We start from the raw sequence: 23,730 nt of genomic DNA, 5'->3' as shown, positions 1-23,730 counted from the left end.
CTGCCGGACGGTGGCCCTACGGCCCCAGCGTGCGATAGGCAGCCGCTTCGAACTCGAGGTAGCCGTCGAGTGATGCGCGGTCCGCGAAGGGCAGAACCTGCGCGGCCCACATACCTGCGATGCCGTTCTGCCGATCGATCCAGTAATAGAGGTTCGCGAGCCCAGCCCAGGCGAGCGAGCCCGCCGGCCGGCCGGTCGGCGCCGGCTCGTCGTTGACCATGAACGTGTACGCCCACGATTTACGCTGCCCGGGGAAGAACTCGGCGTCGTTGGACAGCTCCGGTTCGACGCCGGGCAGCATCGTCACCTGCTGCCCGTCCAGCCCGCTCAGGACAGCCCGCTCGACTGTCCCTGCCTCGAGGACGCGGCCATGGTCACCCATACCGTCGTTCAACCACATGCGGAGGAACCTGGTGTAGTCCCCGACGGTCGAGTACAGCCCGTGACCACCCATGTGCACCTCGGGATCCTGCGGCAACACCAAGTCGAGCGGTTCGAGCACCCCGTCCCGCCGCCGCTGATGGATCGTCGCCCGCCGCTGCTCCATCGCCTCGTCGAGCCGGAAGGCCGTGTCCGACATCCCCAAGGGGGTGAAGATGCGCTCGGACATCACGTCGCCCAGTCGCTCGCCCCGCACAGCCTCGACGACCAGCCCTGCCCAGTCGATGTTCGATCCGTACTGCCAGCGCTCACCCGGATCGAACAGCAGCGGCGTCGTCAGCGCGGCCTTGGTGCCGGTGATGACGCTCGGCCAGCCGTGCTCGACCGTCAACCGGTGGTACGTCTCGTCGAAGAACGGGTAACCCAATCCGGCAGTGTGCAGCAGCAGCATGCGCGTCGTGATCGCGCGTCGGGGTGCCCGCAGCACGGGCGCCCCCTGCGCATCGAAGCCGTCGATCACTTCGAGTTTCCCGATCTCCGGCAGGTAGTTCGACGCCGGAGCGTCGAGATCGAGGAGCCCTTCCTCCACGCACTGCAGCACGGCGGTGCCGGTGATCGCTTTCGTCGTCGAGAACATGGCGAACACGGTGTCGGGTGTCATCGGCCGCGCGTCGAGTATCGACCGAACTCCGGCCGAACCCTCGTACACGGTCCCGTTCCGGTCGGTCAGCATCGCGACCACACCGGGTATCTGCCCGGCACCGGCACCCGTCACGCCGTCGAGCACGGAGTTCATATTCGAATCACTTTGTTCCACAGTTCATCTCCCGTCAATAACCTCGTACAGGAGAGCAACCTAGGGGGATTTCCGCGGCGCCCGCGTCCTCGATCGGCAATCACCGTCTCGAACCGGCAGACATTCGTGATCGGCGTCACTCGCTTCCGCGACGCAGGGTGTCGGACGGGTTCTCACCGAACCGTTGCCGGTAAGCCGCGGCGAAGACACCCATGTTGACGTACCCCCACGCACCCGCGGCCGCGGCGACCGTCGTCGTCGCATGGGAGGACAGCTCTCGCCGCACTCCCTCCAGCCGGTGCTCGCGCAGACAGTCCCGCGGGGTGATCCCGAGGTACTCGCGGAATCCGCCGGACAGCGCCCGGACGCTGACACCGACCTCCTGGGCTACCTCGGCCACCGTCGGAAGGTCGCGAGCGTTGTCTTCGATGTAGCGCACCGCCCGCCTGACGTAGCCGGGCGCGGGCACTGCCGGGGCCGGCGCCGGGTCGACACCGGCACTCGCCGCCCATTCCTCGAGCACCTGTGCCGCGATGATTTCCTGCAGATTCGTTCCGATGCGACTGTGCGCGATCGTATCCCGGTCCGTCGCCAGGGTGCGCGAAGCGTAGTCCAACAACGCCAACCATGGGCTACCCGGGCCGCCGACGACGCACTTGTGCCGCCACAGCCGGTCGTCGGGAGCCCGCCCCCACCACCGCAGCGCGAAATCGGCCAACAACCGGTGCGGGATCGTGAGGTTGAGCTGAAGATGGTCGGCGTCGGCGGCAAACCCGTAGTCGACCCGACTGCAGTCGACGACGAACGTCTGTCCGCTCCTCAGGTCGACGCTGGACTTCGTGGTCACTTCGTGCCGTGTCCGCCCATTCAAGGTCGTGAGCACCAGGACGTTGCCGGCCTCGGGCTCGAATTCGCTCAGCGCCACCGGAATCCCGTAGCTGAACCGGGTGAGCGTCATCTCGGCGATCTTCACCGAGAACATGTCGGACGCGGGGACTAGTCCGCGCCCCACCGGCCGCACCGAGTACGGCATGTACACCGCGTCCGACCACTGCTTGATCTCGTCCCAGTCTGTGACGGATCCGGCGCCCCGCTCACGTGGGGTCCGGGGATCAAAGGTCGACAGCACACCCGGAGCATAGGTAGCGCAGTCCCGCCGCGGAAGGTTACCGGCCCTCGGATCGGACCATGGTCGTCCACTCCTCCCACACGGGGCGCACCAGCGCCGCGAGCGTCCGGTATCCGCCGCTGTCCGGGTGGGCTCCGTCCCCGTCCCGCACCTGCTGCATCCAGACCGGGTCGGCGACGAGGGCGTCGAGGACCGGAACGTACTCGACACCGGCAGACCGGCAGACCGCGGCGAACCGCCGGTCGAGCGCGGCCGTGCGCGCATTCTGATCTGCGTCGTCGATCGGCGGCGGTCCCACGACCAGCGCCCGCCATCCGCTCGCCGCACACTCCGCGAGCATCGCGGCGAGATTCTCCACGGACACGTGCGGGTCGACACGCGGCGCGCCACCCTCGACGGTCGTGTCGTTGACGCCGAACGAGAACACCACGCGCCGGTCGACACCCGCAGGCAGGCGCTGCGCGCACTCGTCCCGCCAACGGCCCCGGATGTCACTCGACGTCTGCCGTCGCGCCCCGAGGTTGTAGGCCGTCAGCGCCGTCGCCGGGGATCGACGGGCGGCGCCCCTGGACGGAGATGACGGGCCGGGTCGGTCGCTAGAGTCGCGGGAATGACACGCTGGGCCTCGATCGTCGTTTCACGCAAATGGTGGGTACTGGCGGTCGTTCTGATCGCCGCCGTGGTGGCGGGAATCTGGGGCACCGGCGTGTTCTCCAAACTCAGTCAGGGCGGCTACACCGATCCGGGAAGCGAATCGGCACAGGTGTCGAAGATCGTCGACGACAACTTCGGCCGCCAGGATCCCGACATCGTCGCGATCTACACGGTCCCTGCGGGGCAGACCCTCGCCGAGCTGGAGCCGGTCGTCACCGAGACCCTCGACCGGTTCGCGGCCGACGTGCCGACCCAGTCGGTGACGTCGTACTGGACCGCTGTCCCGCCGGCGAAACAGTTGCTGCTCTCGAACGACGGGACGAAGGTGGCCGCGTCGATCGTGCTCTCGCCCGACGCGGAGGTGACCGTCGCCAATTTCGGCGACCTGCTGCCGAGGCTCGAGATCGACGGGGTGGAATCCGAATTCGCGGGCGGGGCCGTGGTCGGGGTCTCGCTCAGCAACCGGTTGCAGGCCGACCTGGTCCGCGCCGAGGCCATCGCGATCCCGATCACGTTGGTGCTGTTGGTGTTCGTGTTCGGCGGGGTGGCCGCGGCCGCCGTCCCGGTGTTCGTCGGACTGCTCTCGGTCCTCAGTTCACTGGGTATCCTGCGCCTGCTCACCGGAGTGACCGAGGTCAGTTCGTTCGCGCTCAACGTCGCGTCGCTCATCGGGCTGGGGCTGGCGATCGACTACGGCCTGTTCATCGTGAGTCGGTTCCGTGAGGAACTCAGGAGTGGCGCCGCGCCCGCCGACGCCGCCCGCCGGACCGTGCTGACGGCCGGTCGCACCGTGATGTTCTCGGGTCTGCTGCTGGTGTGCGCGTTCGCGGGCATGCTGGTGTTCCCGCAGGCGGTGATCCGCTCGCTCGGTTTCGGCGCGATCGCAGCCGTCACGGGTGCGGCGGTGCTGTCGCTGACCGTCCTACCCGCGCTGCTCGCGATCCTCGGCCACCGCATCGACGCACTGTCGTGGCGTAAGGGTGCGGCGCAACGCGGCGAGGAACGCGCACGGCGCTTCTGGGGCGGTGTCGTCACGAAGGTGATGAGGCGACCGGCGGTCGTCGCGGTCGGCATCACCGCGGGCCTGCTGGTGCTCGCCGCGCCGCTGACGAAGGCGACACTCGGCGAGATCACCTACACCGCACTGCCGGCCGATGATCCGGCCCGCATCGCCACCGAGACGCTCACGACCGAGTTCCCGTCGACCGGCGAAGGAGCGACGCTGGTCCTGCGCGGCCCCGGCGGGGCACCCGCATCCCCGGGCGATCTGTCGAGGGTCGTCGCCGAGGCCAAGCAGGTGGACGGCATCTCGCAGGCCGTCGTGCTCGCGACGAAGAACGACGTGACCGCGATCCAGGCCCTCTACGCCGAGGGTGTCGAGGGCGGCGCGGCCGGCGACGCCGTGCAGGGCTTGCGGGGGATCGAGGCCCCGCCGGGCACCGAACTGCTCGTCGGCGGCGGGCAGGCCTCCGTCGACGACGGCAACGCCGCGATCGTGCGCTTCTTGCCCGCGATGATCGCGATCATGGTGCTCTCGACGCTGGTGCTGATGTTCCTGGCGTTCGGATCGGTGGTGCTGCCGATCAAGGCCGTCGCGATGGCGGGTCTGAGCCTCGCCGCGACGTTCGGCGTCCTCACGTGGGTGTTCCAGGAGGGGCACGGCGCCGAACTCCTCGGTGTCACTCCGGCCCCGCTCGAGGCCACGTTCGTGGTGCTCATTCTCGCGGTGGTGTTCGGGTTGTCCACCGACTACGAGGTGTTCCTGATGTCGCGGATGGTGGAGGCCCGGGCAGCCGGCGCCACCACCGAGGAGGCCGTCCGGATCGGAGCCGAACGCACCGGCCGGGTCGTCACCGCGGCGGCGATGCTGCTCATCGTCGTCACCGGCGCCTTCACGGTGTCGGGGCTGTCGATCATGCGGTTCCTCGGCGTCGGCATGATTCTCGCGCTGATCATCGACGCGACGGTCGTGCGGATGCTGCTGGTGCCGTCGCTGGTCAAGCTGATGGGTGAGGCCAACTGGTGGGCCCCGGCCTGGATGCGGCGAGTGCACGCGCGTGTCGGACTCGGTCACTGAGATTCGCGTATCCCTGGTGACGCTCCTTACTTCAGAGTAAGTTCCGGGGTATGGCCACGTACATCGTCACGGGCGGCACGGGATTCCTCGGCAGGCACACGATCGAGCGGCTACTCGAACGGGACCCGTCGGCGCAGGTGCACGTCCTCGTCCGCCCCGGTTCGCTGTCGAAGTTCGAGCGGTCGGCCGAGCGCTGGCCCGACCGCGCCCGGGTCCACGCACTCGTCGGCGACCTCACCGCGCCGGGGCTCGGGCTGCGGACCCCGCCACCGGCCGCCGACCACGTGCTGCATCTCGGCGCGATCTACGACCTCGCCGCGGGCGAGGAGCAGGCGTCGACCAACATCGACGGCACCCGGGCGGTGATCGACCTCGCCTCGGGACTCGGTGCGACGCTGCACCACGTCTCGTCCATCGCGGTGGCCGGCGATCACCCCGGCCGGTTCACCGAGGACGACTTCGACCTCGGCCAGCACTTCCCGACGCCGTACCACCGCACCAAGTTCGAGGCCGAGCGGCTGGTGCGCACCTCCGGCGTTCCGTGGCGGGTCTATCGTCCAGCAGCTGTGGTCGGGAGCTCGGTCACCGGCGAGATGGACAAGGTGGACGGCCCATACTACTTCTTCCCCGCGCTCGCCGCCCTCGCGAAGCTGCCGTCCGCGCTGCCGGTGGCCGTCCCGAAACTCGGCTACACCAACGTGGTTCCGGTGGACTTCGTCGCCGCCGCGATCGTGGAGCTGATGCTGCGGCCGGGCCTCGACCACCGGACGTTCCACCTCGTCTCGCCGGACGCCCAGCCGGTTCGGCAGATCTATGCCGCACTCGCGAAGGCCGCGCATGCGCCCACCCCGGTCGCCGATCTCCCCGGGGCTCTCGCCCGGCCGTTGCTCGATCCGCCCGCGCAGGTACGTGGGGTCCGCGACGTCGCGCTGCGCCGCATGGGCGTCCCGCCGGTCATGCTCGACCACCTCACCCTGCCGGCCCGGTTCACCACGGAGAGAACACGAGAAGCCCTGCACGACAGCGGAATTGCGGTGCCGCCCTTCCCGTCGTACGCGGAGACGCTGTGGGCGTACTGGCGCGAGCATCTCGACCCGGACCGTGCCCGGCGTGACGACCCGGCCGGCCCCCTCGTGAACCGGAACGTCGTCATCACCGGGGCGTCCTCCGGCATCGGACGCGCCGCCGCGATCGCGACCGCCGCCAAGGGCGCGACCGTGTTGCTGCTGGCCCGCCGCGCCGACGAACTGGACGCCGTCGTGTCCGGGATCCGGGAGGCCGGCGGATCGGCGTACGCCTACCAGTGCGACGTCACCGACAGCGAGGCCGTCGAGCGGACGGTGAAGTCGATTCTGACCGAACACGATCACGTCGACATGCTCGTCAACAACGCCGGCCGCTCCATCCGGCGTGGCCTGTACCACTCGACCGACCGACTGCACGACTTCGAGCGCACGATGGCGGTCAACTACTTCGGCGCGGTGCGCATGGTGCTGGCGCTGCTGCCGCACATGCGTGAGCGCCGCTTCGGTCACATCGTCGACATCAGCACCGCCGGCGTCCAGGCCCGGACACCACGATTCGCGGCGTACGTCGCGAGCAAGTCCGCGCTCGACGCGTTCGCGGACGTCGCCGCCGCCGAGACGTTATCGGACGGCATCACGTTCACCACGATTCACATGCCACTGGTGCGCACCCCGATGATCGCGCCGACCGGTCAGTACAACGCCGGGCCCGCCGCCAGTCCGGAGAAGGCCGCCGCCATGGTGGTCCGCGCGTTGATCGAGAAACCCAAACGCATCGACGTCCCCGTCGGCACTCTCGCCGAATTCGGCGGCATATTCGCGCCTCGCCTCAAGGACCGCGCACTGTCGCAGATGTATCACGCATTCCCCGATTCGCCGGCGGCGCGCGGGGAGGCCGAAGCCGAGGTCGGCACCCCCGCGCCTCTCGAGCCTCACTCGTCCACTCCCGCCCCTCGACCGACCGGTCCGACCGCCGTGGCGGCGCGGTTCGGGCGCCGTCTCGCCCGGCTGATTCCGGGCGCGCACTGGTGAGGCGTTTGCACTGGTGAACGGGTGAATTTCGCCGACGCGATCGCACACAATTTCGATTCACGAGTTGGCCAAACCGTCTTTCGCTGTGCTAAGCAAGATAGGAGGGATCACCGAAAATAGGGAGAGAACTTTGACGCCAAGGATCGCGATTTTGGGAGCCGGTCCGAGTGGCCTCGCACAGTTGAGGGCATTCGAGTCTGCACGTAAATCAGGTCTTGGGTCGATGCCCGAAATTGTTTGTTACGAAAAGCAGAGCGATCTGGGCGGCATGTGGAACTACACGTGGCGCACGGGTCTCGACCAACACGGCGAACCGGTACACGGGAGCATGTATCGCTTCCTCTGGTCCAACGGGCCGAAGGAGTGCCTGGAGTTCGCCGACTATTCTTTCGAGGAACATTTCGGCCGGCCCATTCCGTCGTATCCGCCGCGGGCGGTGCTGCACGACTACATCATGGGCCGGGTGGATCAGGACGACGTCCGCAAGTACATCCGCTTCGACACCGCCGTCCGGTGGGTGGAACGCGTGCCGACCGAGAACGGCCCGGACAGGTTCGCGGTGACCGTCGCCGACCACCGCAAGGACGTGCTCGAGACCGAACTGTTCGATCACGTAGTGGTGGCAACCGGACATTTCTCCACTCCGAACGTGCCCCATTTCGACGGCATCGAGGACTTCCCGGGACGCGTCCTGCACGCGCACGATTTCCGTGACGCACGGGAATTCACAGGTAAGCGCCTCCTGCTGATCGGCAGCAGCTATTCCGCGGAGGACATCGGCACCCAGTGCTTCAAGTACGGCGCCGCCGAGGTCACCTTCAGCTACCGCACGAGCCCGATGGGGCACGACTGGCCCGAGGGTCTGTCCGAGGTGCCGCTGCTCACCGCGATCGACGGCAACACCGTGCACTTCCAGGACGGCAGCACCCGTGAGGTGGACGCCATCGTGCTCTGCACCGGGTACCGGCACCACTTCCCGTTCCTGCCCGACGAGCTGACTCTGAAGACGAACAACCGTCTGTACCCGCGCGGCATCTACAAGGGTGTCGTCTCGCAGGCTGATCCGCACCTGTTCTTCCTGGGCATGCAGGACCAGTACTTCACGTTCAATATGTTCGACGCGCAGGCCTGGTATGTGCGCGACGTGATTCTCGATCGCATCGAATTGCCCGATCATGACGCCCGCGAGCGAGATATCGACGCGTGGCGCGAACGCGAGGAAAACCTGCAGAACGCAGTCGAAGAGATCGATTTCCAGGCGGCGTACATTCGTGATCTGGTCGACCGGACCGACTACCCCGAATTCCACGTCGAAAAACAGGGCGAGCTGTTCAAGAAGTGGAAGAAGGACAAGAAGAACGACATCATGGGCTACCGGAACTGCAGCTACACGTCGACGCTGACCGGAACCGTCGCCCCGCCGTTGCACGACGAGTGGATGAATATCCTCGACGATTCCGCGGAATCATTTCTCTCCAACAATTTCGGAATCCGGGAGCGCACGCACGCGCCACGCAAGGTGGTTCCGATCGGGTCGCCGCATGCCCGTCCGGCGGCACGCGTCGCCGAATCGGGCTGACGGACAACTACATCGGACTCCCCGCCGGAACCTCGGCGGGGAGTTCGCGTACGTGGACCGCGACGACCGGGCGGACCGGTTTGGCGTCCGCGCCGCAGCTGGCCGGACGGGCCGGCAGTTCACGCTGCTCGACCGTCACCTGCCAGCGGCGCCCGTCGCGGTGGCTCACCACCGGATGCTGCGCTCTCTCGTCCACCGTCAGGTCGTCGATTCCGGCCGGCACGCCCTGACGTACCGCCACCTCCGCGACCTGGCCGCGCTGTCCCCAGACGCTGCGTCCGCGCAGGCCGGGCAGGTAGACCTCGTCGCTGCGCGCGGCCCACACCGCGAGACCGCTCTCGGCGGGGGTGAGCCGGCCGTACGTTTGGCCGCTCGGTAGCAGGATCATCGACGGCGCGAAGCGGTGGCCGCCGGTGTGCGAGCACTCCCACACGTCGCCGGAGAACTCCGCTGCGAGCGTCGCCGCGACCGGACGCCCCAGGACCGCGCAGCACTGGTCGCGCTTGCCGTGTGCGCACACCAGCACTATCGGACCGTCGACGCGCTCCCCCAGCCCCGGCGCCGGGCCGGCGATCCGTGTCAGGTCGATGTCGAGGAGGTCGGCGACCGCTCCGATCTCGAGCCGCTCGCACCACGCGTCGTCGGGATGCGAGTTCGCCAGCAGGACCGTCCGGGTGCCGCGGTCCTCTGTGCGCCCCGGACGCCGAATGAACATGATTCGAACGCCGGCCGCATCGGCCCGATCCGTCAGGGCGGCCGCCAACTCGGGGCCCAGGGCAGTCCCGTCCAGTACGTCCCGCCCCCACGCGCCCGGATACTCCACACACACCCACCCTGCGACCTGCGCCGCGGTGCCGGGCAGCGGTTCGTCCGCGGACAACACCGAACACGTGAAGGGGCCAGCCTGGGGTACCGATTCACTCACCTCGTCATTGTGTACCGGTATCGATCACTTCGAGCACCGAGGCCGGTACCACGACCTGCCGCAGCAAGCCGGACGCCGTCGCCCGCGTGCAGCCGTCGAGTTCGACGTCGATCCGATCTCCGCCGGAACCGTCCGGGCGCAGCAGCGCAATCGTGGCGGTGCGGGTCGCGACGAGTGAGCACGCCGAGGCCGCCGGGGCGGCGACGACACCGAGCACGACGTCGGCACTCTGCTGGACCGTCAGGCGCGAGCGCGACTCCTGGGTCGACTCGCCACCGGTCTCGCGGTATCGGCACACCTGCAGCCGACCGATGCCGTCGATCGGGAAGGCGAGCGCGGATTTCTCGGAGATTCGGGCACGCCGCTCCTCCTCGGAATCGGGCCGCACGTCCACATCGGTCGTCGTGGAGAACGCCGAGCCGAACTTGGTGTCGCAGACGCCGGGATCGTCCGCCCGCAGCGCAGTGACATGCTGTTGCCGGTCCACCTCGCGCAGTTTCGCGAGGGCAGCGATGGGGCCGTCCTTGGGTCCGCATCCCGTGGATGGCCACGCCGGTCGTACTGCGCGCCCCTCGTCGTCGACGAACCACACTGCGACCGAGGGTGTCTGACGTATACAGCTCGCCATGGCGCCCTCGGGGAACCGCTCGGATTCTTCCCGGAAGGCGTCCCACGCTGCCCCGATGTCACCCTCGAGCCGCACACTGTCGATCGTCAGTGCACCCGACGAGTTCTCGCCGCGCTCGCAGCGGACGACGGAGACCGGCATGAAGTCTGCGGGCGGGTAGCCGACGCCCTGGGCGGGCGGACCGGTGTCGATACCGTCGTCCACGAGTGCAGTCAGCCGTCGCTCGATGTCGGGGGCCTGGCAATCGGCACGGTCGAACGTTGCGGCGACGGGAGGTCGATAAGAGACGTCGCCGCCGTCACACGCAGCGAGGAGTGCGCACGTGAGTACCCCGGTTACCAGCGCGAATGTGCGCCTCACCCGTAGAACTTCCGGCCCTCGGCGAACTGCTCGACGAACGAGGCGATCCGCCGGGCCCGGGTGTCGGGACGCTTGGCGTCCTGGATGCGATACAGCGCCGCGAACCGGTTGCGGCTGTCGAGTGTCGCGAAGAACGCCTCCGCTGCCGGGTTCGCGGCCAACGCGGCGGCGAAGTCGGGCGGCACCTGGGCGTCCTTGGGCCCGTCGTAGGCGCGCTCCCACCGCCCGTCGGACTTGGCTGCCTCGACTGCAGCGAGGCCGGACGGCTCCATCAACCCGCGCGCGAGTAGCGCCTCCACCGCCTCGCGGTTGCGCTTCGACCACGGACTACGGGCGCGGCGGGGCGTGAACCGTTGCAGGCGGAAGTCGTCGTCGAGCCGACGAGCCTGGCTGTCGATCCAGCCGAAACACAGCGCCACCTCCACCGCCTCCGCGTAGGTGACGGTCGTGTGCTCCGAACCCTTCTTCGCGAGCTTCAGCCACACTCCGGTCGATGTGGACGTGTTGGCGCGCAACCACTCCCGAAACGCATCCGGGTCCGAGAACTGCTCGACAGGCAGGTCGTCCGCCATGTCAGCGCCCGCGCCACACCCGGGCGAAGCCGCGGGTCAGGTAAGCCAGCGACCCCAGCGCGAGCACCCACTTGGTGGTGCTCACCGCGGTCGTGGCGCGGATGGTGCGGTCGGTGATCCGGTACCGGTGATCGAGCAGGTACAGCCCGGCGACGTTCTCGATGTAGTCGCCCGCGGCCGCGACGACGGGCGCGGCGAGAAGCACCCGCCTGGCCGTCGGCGACAGCGGCGCCAGTTCATCGAGGCGCCGCGCCCCGGCTCGCAACGCCGCCGCGTAGACGATCGGGTGCACGAAGTCCGGATAGAAGTGGCTGCGGTAGCGCTCGGTCTCCGCAGGGTCCATCCCGTCGAGGACCGTTCGGTACGCGTGCGCCGACCGAGCCGTCTGCGTCTTCAACAGCTTCGGCCCGACCGAGCCGAGCAGACGCGCGATGTTCGCCTGCGACACCACGAAGGCGACCGACCAGGCAATCAGTTTGCCGTTTCCACCACGCATCCCATCCCGGAAACCCATGTCCCGCATACTGCCACGCGGGGCCGGGTTTCAGGGCCGCATCAGGTTCAGGGCGCCATCAGGAAGGGCAGCACCGCGTTCTCGAAGTCGCGGAACCGATCCCGATGGATACTGTGCCCACACGCGAACGAGACCACCTCGCAGTCCCGGATCGCCTCGACCGCGGCGTCGAGCAGTACCGGGTCGACCATGCCGGTGGGTCCGCCGCGCAGGATCAGGGTCCGCGCCTCGATGTCCGTGAGGCGTTGCCACCACAGCCGATTGGGCTCGTGGAACTGTGTGAGGGCCGACGCCGTCATCGACCGGTCGAACGCCCACACCGCACGCGGGCTGCGCAGCATGCTGGTGGTCGCGTGCCACAACTCGACGAGCGACGGCAGCCTGCCGGCGAAGTTCGGAACAGGATCACCCGGCCGCAGCGGCAGCGGCGCCTCCTCGAGGACCAGACGACGCACCAGTTCGGGTTGCTGCTGCGCGACCAGCGACACCGCGTGCCCACCGAGCGAATGCCCCACGAGATCGACCCGGTCGAAGTCGAGGTCCTCGCACAGCCCCAGGATGTCGTCGCCGAACTCACCGAACAGGTAGGACGCGGCCCGGGCACTGCGTCCGTGTCCGCGCAGGTCCACCGCGAGGACCCGGCGCCCCCTCGCCGTCATCGACCGCGCGAACCGGTCCCATGTGCGGTTGTCCCCGCCCATGCCGTGCACCAGGATCACCGGAACCTGATGCGTCCCAGAGAAAGTGCTGCCACTGTCACGGTAGGAAATCGTGTGACCACTGCGGGTGACCGTCGTCTCGGTGAGCTGCACGGTCATCGAGCGTAGTCGTGCTCTCGTTCGGGAACCGCCCGGGTCGCCTGCTGCGGCGTGAGGTTCAACCGGCGCAGCAACTGGGCGTTGGCCGCCACCACGACCGTCGACGCCGACATGAGGATCGCACCGATCTCCATCGGCAGCACGAACCCGATCGGGGCGAGGACACCGGCCGCGAGGGGCACCGAGATCACGTTGTATCCAGCCGCCCACGCCAGGTTCTGCACCATCTTCCGGTACGTCGCGTGCGACAACTCGATCACCGAGACCACGGCACGCGGATCGTCGCTCACCAGCACCACACCCGCCGATGCGATCGCGACGTCGGTGCCGGCGCCGATCGCGATGCCGACGTCGGCCTGTGCGAGCGCGGGTGCATCGTTGACGCCGTCGCCGACCATCGCGACCCGGCGTCCGGCGGCCTGCAGTTCCTTGACCTTCGCCCCCTTGTCCTGCGGCAACACCCCGGCGATCACGTCGTCGATGCCGAGGTCGTCGCCGACCGCACGGGCGACGGCGTACGCGTCGCCGGTCAGCATCACCACGCGCACGCCGCGGGCGTGCAGCGCCTCGATCGCGTCGCGGGACTCCGGGCGGATCTCGTCGGCGAGCCCCAGCGCGCCGACGACGCGGCCGTCGCGAAGTACGTGCAGGACGGTGGAGCCCTGCGCCGCCCACTCCTCCGACACCGGAAGCGCCGAGGCCCCGTGACTGTCGAGCATGCCGGGCCCGCCGACGCTCACCTCGGCGCCGTCGACGGTTGCGGTGACGCCGACCCCGTTGCGGGCCTGGAACGCGGTGGCCTGCGGGATCCGCAATTCGCGGTGCTCGGCCGCGGCGACGATCGCCCGCCCCAGCGGGTGCTCGCTGTCACGTTCCACAGCTGCGGCGAGTGCGACGAGGGTGTCCTCGTCGACACCGGGTACCGCGCCGGTGGCGACGAGTGCCGGCTCGCCCTTGGTGAGGGTGCCGGTCTTGTCGAACAGGACGGTGTCGACGGTGCGCATCGCCTCGAGCGCCCGCCGGTCGGTGATCAGCACGCCGGCGCGGGCGGCCCGTTCGGTGGCAATCGACACCACGAGCGGGATCGCCAGGCCCAACGCGTGCGGGCACGCGATGACGAGGACCGTGATGGTGCGGGTGATCGCCTCGTCGGGCGTGCCGAAGATGGACCACACCAGCAGCGTGATCACCGCCGCACCCAACGCGAACCAGAACAGCAGCGCAGCGGCTCGATCGGCGAGTACCTGCGCCCGCGACGACGAGTTCTGTGCCTCCGCGACCAGACGCTGGATGCCGGCCAGCGCCGTGTCCTCGCCGACCGCGGTGATCTCGACCCGCAGTGCCGAATCGGTCGACACGGTACCGGCCACGACGGGATCCCCGAGTTCGCGGCGTACGGTGCGCGACTCTCCGGTGATCATCGATTCGTCGAGGTCCCCGGCTCCCTCCACGATCCGCCCGTCGGCCGGGATGCGCCCGCCCGGACGCACCATGACGACGTCACCGGTCGCCAGATCGGCAGTCGAGACGGTGGTGACCGTCCCGTCGGCGTCGATGCGTTCGGCCTCGTCGGGGAGCAGCGCGGCGAGGGAATCGAGCGCGCTCGACGCCTGCCCGAGCGAACGCATCTCGATCCAGTGACCGAGCAACATGATCACGATCAGGAGCGCGAGCTCCCACCAGAAGTCGAGGTCGTGCCCGAGCAGGCCCAGGCTCGAACCCCACGACGACACGAACGCGACGGTGATCGCGAGTGCGATGAGCAGCATCATCCCGGGCTGACGCGCCCGGATCTCGCTCACCGCACCGGTGAGGAAGGGTCGCCCGCCCCACACGAACATGACCGTGCCGAGCAGTGGCGAAATCCATTCCACCGCCGGGTTGTCCGGCAACGTGTAGCCGACGAGGTCGGCGAACATCATGTTGGCTCCGACAACCGGGATCGCGAGAACCAGCATGATCCAGAAGAGTCTGCGGAACTGGGCGACGTGATCGCCGTGCCCAGCGTGACCTGAGTGACCCGAGTGGCCCGCGTGATCGGTATGTCCGACGTGTGCGGCGTGACCCTGGTGAACTTCTTCTCCGTGTGGGTTCATACTCACAGAACCTATACCCCCTATGGGTACTGTGCACAGCATTACTCGTAGATGCCTTCCACCCCCCACCTTCCTCTCTCGTAGATCAGAAGCAAGGCCCGCGAATCGGCGAGCAGAACCTGCACCCGGGACGCCGCCCGCGCCGCCGACGCGTCCCACCATCGCTCGTCGACCGACCACGGCCCCGCCCAGCCCTGCACACCCCAGTCCCGACTCCCCCAGCGCAGCAGTGTGGGCGCCGCACCCAACTCGCCCCGCTCGGTCACGTGCACCGGAGCTCCCGAGCGGTCCTCGAGCGACACCACGGGGACGTTCGGCAGCACCGTCGACGGCGCCGGCTCGGGTATCCGGCCCGGCCACGGCGCCGACGGATCGGTCTCGGCAACCAGCTCGTCCCCCAACGGCACCAATGTAATTCGGTCCATCGGCCCCCTTCCACCACTGAGCACCCCCACCTGAACCGCCTCGCCACCGAGCAGGCCCTGTACCCGGACCAGCGCCCGCCGCGCCCGCTCGTCCTCCTCACCGACCCCGCCCCACAGCCCCAGTTGCAGGGCACCCGCCGCGACCACCTCGACGGGCTCGAGGCTCAGCACCGTGATCCCGGCGGTGGGTCGCGAGTCGCTGCGCCCGGTGAGCCAGCCGTCCAGTTGCCAGCGCACCCGGTCCGCGGTGCCCTCCGGAGTCAACGGTTCGGCACAGCGCCACGTCCGGCTCAGATGCTCGCCGTTGCCGGTGCTCGCCGACACCTGCAACCGGGTACACGCGACCGACGCGGCCGAGAGTTTGGCGTGCAACCGTTCCGCCAGCGCCCGCCCCGCGAAGGCCGCCGCGTCGACCCTCTCGATCGGCGGGTCGCACTGCTGTTCCACCTCGAGATCCGGGGGCAGCGTCCGCGCCGACGGCGGCCGCTCCGGCTCACCGCGTGCGGCCCGGTGCGCACGGACGGCGTCGGTCCCGAACCGCGACGCCACATCCACCGCGGACAGCGCCGCGAACGCCCCGACGGTGCGCAACCCGAGCCGGCGCAACAGATCGACCAGGTCGGTGCGGTCGGGCGCCGAGAGGCTGGGTTCGGCTGCGATCTCCGCGATCGGCAACGGAGCGAGGAATCGGGCGCCGCCCCCGGCCGGCACCAGCGCAGCGCGGCGTGCGGCGATCACCGCGGTGGACAGCTCGTCGGCGATCCCGATCTGACATTCGGCGCCCGCCGCCGCGACCGCGTCCACGATCCGCTCGGCGGCGGCCTCCTCGGATCCGAAGTACCGGACAGCGCCGCGCGCCGCCAGCACCAGCAGCCCGGGCCGCAGCACCTCGACCCCCGGCGCGGCCTCGTCGACAGCTGCTGCGACGGACTCGAAGAGCCGCGCGTCACGCTCCGGATCCGACTGCGCCACATGCAGTTCCGGACACCTGGCCTGAGCTTCCCGACGACGGAGCCCGCGTCGCACCCCTTCCGCCCGGGCCTGCGCCGAGCACGCGATCACCCGGTTGGCCAGGAACACCGCGACCGGCCGGGTGGCCGGGAGGTCCGCTGCGGCCGCCGCGGCCACGGCGGGCCAGTCCGGACACCACACCGCGAGTACCCGCGCACTCATCGAGCGACCGTCTCCGGCGCGAAAGCGACCGCCTCCGGCACCCACTCGACCCGTCCCCGCGTGGACCGCACGTCGAGGCACGCGGTCCGCGATTGGAACGAGCGACCCTGGGCCCGCACCGCCAACCGGACCGAACGCAATCTGCCGCGCCCCGCCTCGGGTCCGCACCCGACCCCGTCGTACCCGCGCACCCGCGCCTCCAACCGGACCTCGGCCCCACCCCACTCCCCGCCGGTCACGATCAACGTGGACTGCTTGCTGCGCGCCCGGGCCACCACGGCCCGCGCCCGCGACGGCGGCACCGAGACACCACCCAACCCGAGCACCACCAGGTCCATGCCGTCGAGCAGCACCGCCGCGACCTCCACCGGGTCCGGACCGGGGTTCGGCACGAACGCCAACCGGCGCAACTCGGCACCCATCTCGGCGGCCGCGAGCAGACCCAGGCGCGGGAAGCCGATCACCGCCGCATGCCCACCGTCCGAGGTCACCGAGGCCAGCAGTCCCAGCAACAGCGAGGTCGCGCCGGAGAGAGCGACCACCGATCCGCGCGTGAGACCACCTCGCGGCAGGAGCGCGGCCAGCGGCCCGGGAACCGGGAGAACCCGTTCGCCGCCCGCGCCCTCACGACCGTCCGCCGCTTCCCCGCGGGCCGGCACCGCCGCCATCCGGCGGCGCAGGTACTCCAGGCGTTGCTGCCGCGTCAGCCCCGCCAACGGGGCCGACTCGTCGATCCGGGGCCGGGCCGGCGATACGGACAGTCGGGCGGGTTCGGTCATGGGCTGCTCCCCGGGTACACAACGCTGGTTCTTCAGGTTCTCGGCACCACGCGGGGAAGACGCGAGCACTCGAATTCTCGATTCGAACATGCTTTCGAACTGGTACCAGTAAAGCGCCCCCACGCCGGGACGTCAAGGGAACCTCCGCGTATCCACTAACCTCGGGTACGTGACTCAGCAGGAACGCTCCGGACAGCCCCGACGAAGCCGGGCCGTCGTCGGACCGGACTACCTGATGGCAGGTAGGTACCGGCTGCGTTCCAAGCTCGGCGGCGGCGGCATGGGTGCGGTGTGGCTCGCTCACGACACCCTGCTCGACCGCGAGGTGGCCGTGAAACAGGTCACCACGACCGCGGGAATGGACGACGCCGCGGCCCGCGAGGTCCGGCAGCGCGCGCTGCGCGAGGGCCGCAACGCCGCCCAACTGTCCCACGAGCACGCCATCGCCATGTACGACGTCGCGGTCGAGTCCGACGAGCCCTGGCTCGTCATGGAGTACCTGCCCTCGCGCAGCCTCGCCGAGGCCATGAGCTACGTCGACACCCTGCCGCCGCTCCAGGTCGCGCAGATCGGCGCGCAGATCGCCGCGGCACTCACCGACGCGCACGCGGCCGGCATCCTGCACCGCGACATCAAGCCCGGCAACATCCTCGTCGCCGACCGCGGCGACGCACTCGGCATCGTGAAGATCAGCGACTTCGGTATCGCCCGCGCGAAGGGCGACGCCCCGAGCAGCAAGGCCGGCGTCATCACCGGAACGCCCGCGTACTTCGCCCCGGAGGTGGCCCGCGGCGACGACCCCACCGAGGCCAGCGACGTCTTCTCACTCGGCGCCACGCTGTACACCGTCGTCGAGGGGCAACCGCCGTTCGGTCTCGACACCGATCCGATCGCGCTGTTGCACCGGGTGGCGAAGGCCGAGATCTATCGCCCGAGCCTCAGCGGCCCGCTCACCGACACGCTCCTGCACATGCTCGAACCCGACCCGGCCCGCCGTCCCACGATGGCGCAGGCGCGGGACGCCCTCGCGGCCGTGGCGCTCGGTTCCGACGCGGTCGGCCGGACCGGCGCCCTGATCGGCGAACCCGTGAAGACCTCCGACGGCGCCATCCCGAACTGGGCGTACCGCTCGGCCCCGGCGGCGATTCCCCGACGCCGGTTGACTCCCACGACCGCCACGGATCTTCCTGCGGTGCAGTCGAACACACCGCTGGGTTCCGTCCCCCGCCCGGCCGGACGCGCCTGGCTGCGTCAGCTCACCGACGGGCTGACCGGACCGCAGGCCCCCACGGATCTACGTGGTCGACTGGTCGCGGCTGCGCCGCTCGCGATGGCCGTCATGGTCGGCATCATCGTGCTGGCACTCGTCATCGTGCTGATCGTCGCGTTACTGGCCTGACGCGGCCGGCGCTCAGTCGATGCGTCGGCGGTGCGCCCAGCGCGTGAGCGCATTCCGGTTGGACTGCTGCGTCTTCCGCAGCACGTTCGACGCGTGCGTCTCGACGGTCTTCACCGAGATCACCAATTCCTCCGCGATCTCCCGGTACGTGTAGCCGCGGGCCAGCAGGCGCAGCACCTCGAGCTCTCGCGGGGTGAGCGAATCCAGTTCCGGATCCAGCGGCGGCTCGGGCGCGTTCGACCGTCCGGTGAACGAATCCAGCACGAACCCGGCCAGGCGTGGGCTGAACACGGCGTCACCGCCGGCGACGCGACGCACCCCGTCGGCCAGTTCCGCACCCGAGATCGTCTTCGTGACGTAGCCGCGGGCGCCGGCCCGGATCACCGCGATGACGTCCTCGGCGGCGTCGGACACGCTGAGCGCCAGGCACACCGGGCCCGAGTCGATCCCGTTCAGCACCGCGACCCCGCCGCCGTCGGGCATGTGCACGTCGAGCAGGACCACCTGCGGACGCAGCGCGTTGATCCCGGCGATCGCCTCGGCGACGCCACCGGCCTCGCCCACCACCTCCATGTCCGCCTCACGTCCGAGTTCGGCACGCACCCCCGCCCGGAACACTGCGTGATCGTCGACGAGGAACACCCGGAACTTGTCGGGACCGGTCTGTGGCGAGGCCGTGAAAGTCACGGCCCCACCCTAGGACATCGGTTCGACCTCGTTCACGACGTCCTCCGCGTCGTCGTCGTCGGACACCGGTCGCGGCATGTGGATTCGCACCTCGGTGCCCTTGCCCACCGTGGACCGGACCTCCACACGACCGCCGCGGCGTTCGATCCGGGCCCGGATCGATTTCGCCAGACCCTGCCGGTCCTCGGGGACGGTGTCCGGATCGAAGCCGACGCCGCGGTCGCGCACGAACACGCTCACCTGGTCTCGTTCGGTCTCGGCGTACAGGTCGATGCTCGACACCCCGGAATGCTTGGCCGCGTTGACGAGCGACTCGCGGGTCGCGCCGAGCAGCGCGGTGAAACACTCCCGCGACAGCCCGGACCCCTCGCTGCCCTCGGCCGCGAGTTCCACGTCGCCCACCGTGACCGGCCGCACCGTGACGCCGTGCTGGTCCTCGACCTCACCGGCGATGGTCTGCAGCGCCTCCGACAGGCTCGTGTGGGCCGTTTCCCCGCCCCCGAACAGCCACCGGCGCAGTTCCCGTTCCTGACCGCGCGCGAGACGGGTCACCTCCTGCGGCGAATCGGCCTGCTTCTGGATGAGTGCGAGCGTCTGCAGGACCGAATCGTGCAGGTGCGACGCGATCTCCTCGCGTTCCTCGTTGCGGATGCGGGCGGCCCGTTCCTCACCGAGCGCCCGCCACAGCCGCAGCCACAGCGGCACGGTCAACAGGCCCGCGCCGACGAGCGTCACGACGACGGCCAGCAGCGACGAACGCAGCGCGTCGAGATCGATCTGGGCGAGGACGACGACACCGAGACCGGTGACGATCAGAGTCACTCCCCCGAGGATTCGGGCCCAGGTGAGCACCGTCGGACGCCGCGGCAGTCCCAGGACCGACCGCGAGCCGTCCACGTCGAACTCGCGCCACACCAGCGCGGCACCGACCGCGACGACGATGAACGGCGTGACGACCGACGCCGCGGTACCGCTGACCAGCCAGCTCAGGCTCGCCGCGCACGCGAGGCCGATGACGGCCAGGCCGATCGCTCGACGCCGTTCCGACGCATTCGGCCGTTCGGTGTCCGTGCCCTGCGGGGTGAAGATCCACAGCAACCCGTACGCCATGATGCCCGCGCCCGCGAGGGAGGCCAGCAGCGCGAACGCCACCCGCACCTTGAACACGTCGACGTCGAGGTGATCGGCGATCCCGCCGGCCACACCACCCACGATGCGTCCGCCCGCCCGACGCTCGAGCTTCGGATAGAGCGCTTCGTCGAGGGCAGGCACCGCAGGCACGGCGGGAACGGCGGGATTCGCCGCCTCGTTCGGATCGACCATGGGTTGCACAGTGTCGATCCTGGCACGATCCCGCAGCCCCGACATCAGGGCCCGACCCTGAGATCGACGACGTCCGGGCCGGCGAGTCGGGGAAAGATCAGGGTAGTTCCCGATGGTGCGGACCACGGCCGGACCGCAACGATGAATGCATGACCACAGGGAGCTTCTCGGACCAGCTTCACGACCTCTGGCGCACCCGCCCACTGCGGCTGCCGCAGCAGGGACACGTCGCGGGTGTCGCGGCCGGCATCGGCCAGCGCTACCGCGTCGACCCCGTCCTGGTGCGCGTCGCGTTCGTCGTCTCGACGATCTTCGGTGGCGCCGGCATCATCCTCTACATCGCGAGCTGGCTGCTGCTGAGCAAGCCGGGCGATCAGGTCTCCCCCGCGGAATCACTGATCGGCCGGGGTCGCAGCTCGCAGTCCGGCACCAAGACCGTGGTGCTGGTCGTCGCGCTCGCGATCGCCCTGAGCACGATCGGGCCGATCGGGTTCGGCATGGGCGGTTCGGTGGTGCTCAGCTTCGCGCTCATGCTCGGCGGTCTGTGGCTGCTGTACCAACGGCAGCCCGTTCCACCCGAGCTGCCGGCGAGTGTCGCGCAGGCCGCCCCCGGCTACCCGGTCACGACGTTCCAGACCGCGCAGGCGAACGCCTACCCGCCGCCCGCGTACAGCCCGTACACGCGTCTGCCCGACCACTACGAGCCCGAGTCCGCTCCCGCCGGAAGCTCGACCGACGCCGCGACCGACGCGGGCACGACGTCCCCGACCCCACCCGCGTGGGACCCGCTCGGCGTCGCCCCGTTCGCGTGGGATCTCCCCGAACCCGCCCGCACGGCCGAACCGCCGGCCGAGATTCCGAGCAAACCACGCAGCCGCTACACCTCGGTCGTCCTGGGCCTCGCGGTCCTCGCCGCAGCCGCCGCCACCGCGATGTGGGCCGTGACCGGTGCAGAATGGTTGTCCCCCGCCAGGATCGGCGCGATCTCCCTCGCCGTGATCGGCGTCGGGCTGCTGCTCGGTGCGTTCCTGCGTCGCGGCTACGGACTGCTCGTCGTCGGCTTCCCGCTCGCCGGGTTCGTGGTCCTCGCCTCCATCGTGGGACCACTGAACTGGGACGAGTCGAGGGTCGGGGAACGCACGTGGACGCCCCGGTCGATGGCCGAACTCGCGCCCGTGTACGAGGGCACGGCCGGCGACTTCACCCTCGACCTACGTCAACTACCGCTCACCGAGAGCCGGGACGTGCGCGTCGACGGCAAGCTGGGCAACTACACCGTGATCGTGCCGCAGAACATGGACGTTCGCACCGACTGCTCCGTCGTGCTCGGCTCGACCGACTGCATCGGAGACGCCGCCGTCGACGGAGGCGCCGACGGCGTCGGCGGGCCGGTTCTGAACCTGAAGGTCGACAACAAGGCCGGAGAAGTGAGGGTCTACCGTGGCTGAATTCGCTGACAACTCGGACATCCCCACCGCGGGCATCGCCGACGACACCGACGAGCACACCGCTCCGAAGCCGTCCCGCCGCCCCTCGATCGGCCTGTTCCTCGCCGGCCTCGCCGCGATCCTGGTCAGCGTGTGGGCGCTGGTCGGGCCGTTCTCCCTCGAACCGCTCGCGAACGTCGAGTTCCGCTGGCTGTTCGTGGTCGCGGCCGTCGTCGTCGGCGCGGTACTGGTGTTCTCACCCGGACGGCGGCGCTAGCCGCACGAAACGACAGCGCCCCGGCCTGTGTGGTGGCCGGGGCGCTGTCGTGTGCAGTCAGGTGGGAATCACTCCCACTCGATCGTTCCCGGCGGCTTGCTGGTCACGTCGAGCACGACGCGGTTGACGTCCGCGACCTCGTTGGTGATCCGGGTGGAGATGCGCTCGAGCACCTCGTACGGCAGACGCGTCCAGTCCGCCGTCATCGCGTCCTCACTGGAGACGGGGCGCAGCACGATCGGATGACCGTACGTGCGGCCGTCACCCTGGACGCCGACGCTGCGGACGTCCGCGAGCAGCACGACGGGGCACTGCCAGATCTGACCGTCGAGGCCGGCGGCGGTGAGCTCCTCACGCGCGATCGAATCCGCGTGGCGCAGGATGTCGAGACGCTCCTGCGTGACCTCGCCGATGATGCGGATGCCGAGGCCCGGTCCGGGGAACGGCTGGCGTCCGACGATCTCCTCCGGCAGACCGAGCTCGCGGCCGACGGCGCGCACCTCGTCCTTGAACAGCAGACGCAGCGGCTCGACCAGCTTGAACTGCAGGTCCTCGGGCAGACCGCCCACGTTGTGGTGGCTCTTGATGTTCGCGGTGCCGGTGCCGCCGCCCGACTCGACGACGTCCGGGTACAGCGTGCCCTGGACGAGGAAGTCGACGGTCTCGCCGTGCGCGGCGCTCTCACCGAGCACCTCGGACACGGCGCCCTCGAAGGAGCGGATGAACTCGCGGCCGATGATCTTGCGCTTGGTCTCCGGATCGGAGACTCCGGCCAGCTCGCGCAGGAACGTCTCGGACGCGTCGACCGTGATCAGGCGGGCACCGGTCGCGGCGACGAAGTCCTTCTCGACCTGCTGACGCTCACCGGCACGCATCAGGCCGTGATCGACGAACACGCACGTGAGGCGGTCGCCGATCGCGCGCTGCACCAGTGCGGCCGCGACCGCGGAGTCGACGCCACCGGACAGGCCGCAGATGGCCTTGCCGTCGCCGACCTGTTCACGGACCTGCTCGATGAGCGAGTCGGCGATGTTCGCGGCCGTCCACGCGCCCGGGATCTCGGCGATCTCGTGCAGGAAGCGGCTGAGCACCTGCTGGCCGTGCGGCGAGTGCAGGACCTCGGGGTGGTACTGGACACCGGCGAGCTTGCGGGCACGATCCTCGAACGCGGCGACGGGCGCGCCGGCGCTGGACGCGGTGACCTCGAAGCCCTCCGGCGCGGCCGTGACGCCGTCACCGTGGCTCATCCACACCGGCTGAGTCGCGGGCAGACCGTCGTGCAGGACGCCACCCGAGACGGTCATCTCGGTGCGGCCGTACTCCCGACCGCCGGTGTGCGCGACGGTACCGCCGAGGGCGTTCGCCATGGCCTGGAACCCGTAGCAGATGCCGAAGACCGGGACACCCAGGTCGAACAGGGCGGCGTCGAGCTGCGGCGCACCCTCCTCGTACACGCTCGAGGGCCCACCCGACAGGACGACCGCGAGCGGCTTCTTGGCCGCGATCTCCTCGACGGTCGTGGTGTGCGGCACCACTTCCGAATACACCTTCGCCTCACGTACGCGTCGCGCGATCAGCTGCGCGTACTGGGCTCCGAAGTCGACTACGAGAACCGGCCTGTCCTGCTGGGTTTCTGACACCTGCACAGTCTAAT

General features: G+C 69.6%; 19 protein-coding genes and 1 pseudogene. 6 read left to right on the top strand and 14 right to left on the bottom strand.

Annotated features, from left to right (window positions below):
* Window positions 1-16: 16 nt before the first annotated feature.
* From acmB to A6I89_RS00605, 3 genes and pseudogenes are all read right to left on the bottom strand, one after another.
* Window positions 17-1,198: a methyl acetate hydrolase AcmB gene (acmB, locus tag A6I89_RS00615; protein ID WP_013416828.1), complete on the bottom strand. Its 1,182-nt coding sequence runs from the start codon at window positions 1,196-1,198 to the stop codon at window positions 17-19.
* A gap of 115 nt (window positions 1,199-1,313) precedes the next feature.
* The gene (locus A6I89_RS00610) at window positions 1,314-2,306 is read right to left on the bottom strand and encodes an AraC family transcriptional regulator (protein ID WP_013416829.1); all 993 of its coding nucleotides are present in this window, start codon (window positions 2,304-2,306) and stop codon (window positions 1,314-1,316) included.
* A gap of 37 nt (window positions 2,307-2,343) precedes the next feature.
* Window positions 2,344-2,883 (bottom strand): annotated as a pseudogene (locus A6I89_RS00605) (GDSL-type esterase/lipase family protein); the annotation flags it as partial.
* Window positions 2,884-2,916: 33 nt separating this feature from the next.
* Here A6I89_RS00605 and A6I89_RS00600 point away from each other — a divergent pair.
* From A6I89_RS00600 to A6I89_RS00590, 3 genes are all read left to right on the top strand, one after another.
* Entirely contained in the window at window positions 2,917-5,037 is a 2,121-nt protein-coding gene (locus A6I89_RS00600; protein ID WP_022597257.1) for an MMPL family transporter, read from the top strand.
* Between the two features lie 50 nt (window positions 5,038-5,087).
* Window positions 5,088-7,094 (top strand): SDR family oxidoreductase, encoded by a 2,007-nt coding sequence (locus A6I89_RS00595; RefSeq protein WP_022597259.1) that lies wholly within the window; start codon window positions 5,088-5,090, stop codon window positions 7,092-7,094.
* 130 nt (window positions 7,095-7,224) lie between these two features.
* Window positions 7,225-8,673: a flavin-containing monooxygenase gene (locus A6I89_RS00590; RefSeq protein ID WP_013416833.1), complete on the top strand. Its 1,449-nt coding sequence runs from the start codon at window positions 7,225-7,227 to the stop codon at window positions 8,671-8,673.
* A gap of 7 nt (window positions 8,674-8,680) precedes the next feature.
* On the opposite strand, the gene A6I89_RS00585 is transcribed toward A6I89_RS00590, so the two are convergent.
* The 8 genes from A6I89_RS00585 to A6I89_RS00550 are packed head-to-tail and all read right to left on the bottom strand — an operon-like array spanning window position 8,681 to window position 16,963.
* Complete coding sequence (locus A6I89_RS00585) at window positions 8,681-9,598, bottom strand: sucrase ferredoxin (protein WP_232244772.1); 918 nt, start codon at window positions 9,596-9,598, stop codon at window positions 8,681-8,683.
* 4 nt (window positions 9,599-9,602) lie between these two features.
* On the bottom strand, window positions 9,603-10,586 hold the full coding sequence (locus A6I89_RS00580) for a hypothetical protein (protein WP_022597264.1): 984 nt from the start codon (window positions 10,584-10,586) through the stop codon (window positions 9,603-9,605).
* Window positions 10,583-11,158, bottom strand: a complete 576-nt coding sequence (locus tag A6I89_RS00575; RefSeq protein WP_013416835.1) for a YdeI/OmpD-associated family protein — start codon at window positions 11,156-11,158, stop codon at window positions 10,583-10,585. The genes A6I89_RS00580 and A6I89_RS00575 overlap by 4 nt, the downstream gene beginning before the upstream one ends.
* A 1-nt stretch (window position 11,159) precedes the next feature.
* Window positions 11,160-11,681 carry a hypothetical protein gene (locus A6I89_RS00570; RefSeq protein ID WP_013416836.1) on the bottom strand — a complete coding sequence of 174 codons (522 nt, stop codon included), beginning with the start codon at window positions 11,679-11,681 and terminating at the stop codon, window positions 11,160-11,162.
* 38 nt (window positions 11,682-11,719) lie between these two features.
* Window positions 11,720-12,490: an alpha/beta fold hydrolase gene (locus tag A6I89_RS00565; protein ID WP_022597268.1), complete on the bottom strand. Its 771-nt coding sequence runs from the start codon at window positions 12,488-12,490 to the stop codon at window positions 11,720-11,722.
* Window positions 12,487-14,586: a heavy metal translocating P-type ATPase gene (locus A6I89_RS00560; protein WP_044991326.1), complete on the bottom strand. Its 2,100-nt coding sequence runs from the start codon at window positions 14,584-14,586 to the stop codon at window positions 12,487-12,489. The genes A6I89_RS00565 and A6I89_RS00560 overlap by 4 nt, the downstream gene beginning before the upstream one ends.
* Before the next feature lie 41 nt (window positions 14,587-14,627).
* The gene (locus A6I89_RS00555) at window positions 14,628-16,184 is read right to left on the bottom strand and encodes a DNA polymerase Y family protein (RefSeq protein WP_022597272.1); all 1,557 of its coding nucleotides are present in this window, start codon (window positions 16,182-16,184) and stop codon (window positions 14,628-14,630) included.
* The gene (locus A6I89_RS00550) at window positions 16,181-16,963 is read right to left on the bottom strand and encodes a hypothetical protein (RefSeq protein ID WP_226347369.1); all 783 of its coding nucleotides are present in this window, start codon (window positions 16,961-16,963) and stop codon (window positions 16,181-16,183) included. The genes A6I89_RS00555 and A6I89_RS00550 overlap by 4 nt, the downstream gene beginning before the upstream one ends.
* Window positions 16,964-17,132: 169 nt before the next feature.
* Here A6I89_RS00550 and A6I89_RS00545 point away from each other — a divergent pair, with 169 nt between their 5' ends.
* A complete protein-coding gene (locus tag A6I89_RS00545) occupies window positions 17,133-18,362 on the top strand; it encodes a serine/threonine-protein kinase (protein WP_005518506.1) in 1,230 nt (409 codons plus the stop codon).
* A 12-nt stretch (window positions 18,363-18,374) separates the two neighbouring features.
* Here the strand turns inward: A6I89_RS00545 and A6I89_RS00540 are convergent, their stop codons facing one another.
* A complete protein-coding gene (locus A6I89_RS00540; protein WP_005518505.1) occupies window positions 18,375-19,049 on the bottom strand; it encodes a response regulator in 675 nt (224 codons plus the stop codon).
* A 9-nt stretch (window positions 19,050-19,058) separates the two neighbouring features.
* Window positions 19,059-20,372 (bottom strand): ATP-binding protein, encoded by a 1,314-nt coding sequence (locus tag A6I89_RS00535; protein ID WP_022597276.1) that lies wholly within the window; start codon window positions 20,370-20,372, stop codon window positions 19,059-19,061.
* Window positions 20,373-20,521: 149 nt separating this feature from the next.
* Between A6I89_RS00535 and A6I89_RS00530 the strand changes: the two genes are divergently transcribed.
* Together A6I89_RS00530 and A6I89_RS00525 are read left to right on the top strand one after the other, a co-directional pair.
* Window positions 20,522-21,820 (top strand): PspC domain-containing protein, encoded by a 1,299-nt coding sequence (locus tag A6I89_RS00530; protein ID WP_022597277.1) that lies wholly within the window; start codon window positions 20,522-20,524, stop codon window positions 21,818-21,820.
* A 34-nt stretch (window positions 21,821-21,854) separates the two neighbouring features.
* Window positions 21,855-22,076 carry a hypothetical protein gene (locus tag A6I89_RS00525; protein ID WP_044991376.1) on the top strand — a complete coding sequence of 74 codons (222 nt, stop codon included), beginning with the start codon at window positions 21,855-21,857 and terminating at the stop codon, window positions 22,074-22,076.
* 68 nt (window positions 22,077-22,144) lie between these two features.
* Here the strand turns inward: A6I89_RS00525 and guaA are convergent, their stop codons facing one another.
* Window positions 22,145-23,716, bottom strand: a complete 1,572-nt coding sequence (guaA, locus tag A6I89_RS00520; protein ID WP_022597282.1) for a glutamine-hydrolyzing GMP synthase — start codon at window positions 23,714-23,716, stop codon at window positions 22,145-22,147.
* Window positions 23,717-23,730 lie beyond the last annotated feature (14 nt).

The organism is Prescottella equi, assembly GCF_002094305.1.
Lineage (GTDB): Bacteria > Actinomycetota > Actinomycetes > Mycobacteriales > Mycobacteriaceae > Prescottella > Prescottella equi.
The sequence above is the reverse complement of the archived record's forward strand: the minus strand, read 5'-3'. Positions and strand labels throughout refer to the sequence as shown.